The following is a 2,196-nucleotide window of genomic DNA, read 5'->3' as shown; positions in this document are numbered from 1 at the left end:
CTGGATGCTCAGGAATGGGCACGTCCGGTTCGGAGGGCGGGCCGGGGAAACTTACCAGTCGTGAGGCTGGCAGAGCGCCCCGGTCCGACCCTACACCGAGCACCACACGGGTGAGGGCAAGCTGTACATGTGCGCGGTCAAGGACGTGTTCAGCAACAGAATCATCGGCTATGCCATCGATTCGAGGATGAAATCTCGCCTGGCGGTGGCGGCGATTGATGATGCTGTGGCCCGTCGTGGCGGACAGCGAGCCGTGGCCGGTTGCGTGGTGCATTCGGATCGCGGGTCGCAATTTCGTTCTCGGAAGTTCCAGCAGGCTCTACGGCATTACGGGCTCGTCGGATCGATGGGTCGGGTCGGTGCTGCTGGTGATAATGCGGCGATGGAATCGTTCTTCGCCGTGTTGCAGAAGAACGTCCTCGATCGGGGCCGTTGGGACACGCGAGCGAGGTTGCGCACAGCGATCGTCCACTGGGTCGAGCGGACCTATCACCGGAAGCGTCGACAGCGACGTTTGGGTAAACTGACCCCGGTTGAATACGAGCTTGTTCACCACAAGGCCGTCGCTCTGGCGGCATAAACCCAGGAGTCAACCAAACCTTCAGCAGTCCCTACCTGTTGACCTGTAAATCTTGACCGCCGCGATGACAACGAAGACGACTGTTGCAACCCCCAATAGAAGGGGAATCATGCCATCGAGAATTGCTGTGATCGGACTGAAGTAGCCAGCCCACACAAGCCCGGCGGCCAGCAAAACAGTCAGGGCCATGCCGGAAGCTACCCACTTCCTCGCTGACTCCGGAGCTATTGGTGATCGGTGGATAGCTAGAGCCACGAGTACACCAGAGACCAGAACGAGCACAATCGAAATGAACGCCGGTAGAGAGAGAACATAGAGCACCATCGCAGCGACAAAAGCAACAAGCCCTCCGAGGACAAGACTTCTTGATGAATTCACGACTGAGTGCCTCCTACAGCTTCTTGACGAAAGTATTTGCTGTCACTGCTGCATAGTAGACGCCTACCGTGATGTAGCAGTTCTGGCGGAAGACCGTACCTTTGGAAAACTGATGCTGGCACTGCTGCTTCATCTGCCTTTTGAGTTTTCCATTGGCACTGTACCACTGCTTCTTCTTAGCAGAGTTCGAGATCTTCTTCCCCATGATTGCCTGGATGTTCATATCATGTCGGGCACACGGGCCACGGAAATCGACTCGATACTTACCAACCACAGGCTGGTCTGGAGAGGAGGTGCAATAGTCATGCCAGCTCTTCGGCTTACACGACTTCGGGCAGTACCGATAATTCTTGGGGATGGTGACTCTCCCCGGCTTCTTGGCGTAGGGAGTCAGAGGGCCAACAGGTCCGAACGTCGGGGGTGTGGTCTCAGCTTCTTCGGCTAGCGCGGCATCGAGGTCGGTTTCTTCTTGCGCCAATTCTTCATCGGTGAACTCCAGATCGTCCCCCATCGCAATGACATCACCCAAGGTTTCGCTGGCAACTTCGGTGGCCGTTTCTCCGTCTTCGGTAGTCAGCGTCTCGCCGATGTACATGGTTGCCGTCAGAGGGAACACTGTCTTCGATGATGGGGTGACTTCGAGGCGGATTGATTTGTCTTGTGAGGTTTCGCGGTAAGGGACGTCGTTTCCGTCAGCATCAACAACAGCGGGGTCAAATGTAGCCGAGCCGAAGCCGCAGTCAACTGTGCCAGCCGTTCCTGTGCTGCCGCATCCAGCGGGGAGATCAAAGCGAATCTTGACGCCGTCCTTTGAAGTAACGTCGCTTGCCTCGATCGTCTTTGGCTCGAAAGACGACAGGATCATGCTCTCGTCGTCTTCATCCTCGGGTTGGGTTGTACCGAAGGTCGAGGCACTCTGGACGCTGGTTGCTCCGAGGTCGTTGAGCTTGAGTGCCCGATTCGGTACTGCCCCCTGGGTGCGAACAACGGGTTGGTCAGCAACTGCTGGAGACGCGACAGCGGGAGCGATCAGCGCTGCAGCAGACAGGCACAGTAAAATCGAACGACACCGTATGTTAAAGGTTTTCATGAATCTCATTTCAAAACTATGGGTCAAGTCCCTTTTCGTGGTGTTCTTCGGTAGTTCCTTTAACTTGGTATTAAGCAGCGGGGTCGGGCTACGAATCACGCGGTCAGCGGCATCACCACCCCGACCGGGTCGACCTCGGTCTGCCCAT

At 56.5% G+C, this 2,196-nt stretch carries 2 protein-coding genes and 1 pseudogene; 1 reads left to right on the top strand and 2 read right to left on the bottom strand.

All coding sequences use genetic code 11. From position 1 onward, the window contains the following. Positions 1 to 94: 94 nt before the first annotated feature. Positions 95 to 580, top strand: a pseudogene (locus tag BLIN9172_RS17665) (transposase); the annotation flags it as partial. A gap of 21 nt (positions 581 to 601) precedes the next feature. On the opposite strand, the gene BLIN9172_RS18015 reads toward BLIN9172_RS17665, so the two are convergent. Together BLIN9172_RS18015 and BLIN9172_RS17660 are read right to left on the bottom strand one after the other, a co-directional pair. Continuing rightward, the gene (locus BLIN9172_RS18015) at positions 602 to 958 is read right to left on the bottom strand and encodes a hypothetical protein (protein WP_127362833.1); all 357 of its coding nucleotides are present in this window, start codon (positions 956 to 958) and stop codon (positions 602 to 604) included. A 13-nt stretch (positions 959 to 971) separates the two neighbouring features. Next, positions 972 to 2,196: phospholipase A2 (locus BLIN9172_RS17660; protein WP_219618607.1), on the bottom strand; the 1,225-nt coding region annotated here is incomplete at its 5' end.

It is taken from the genome of Brevibacterium linens ATCC 9172 (assembly GCF_900169165.1).
Classification (GTDB): domain Bacteria; phylum Actinomycetota; class Actinomycetes; order Actinomycetales; family Brevibacteriaceae; genus Brevibacterium; species Brevibacterium linens.
Note: the sequence above shows the minus strand (reverse complement) of the source record. Positions and strands in the feature narration are given on the sequence as shown.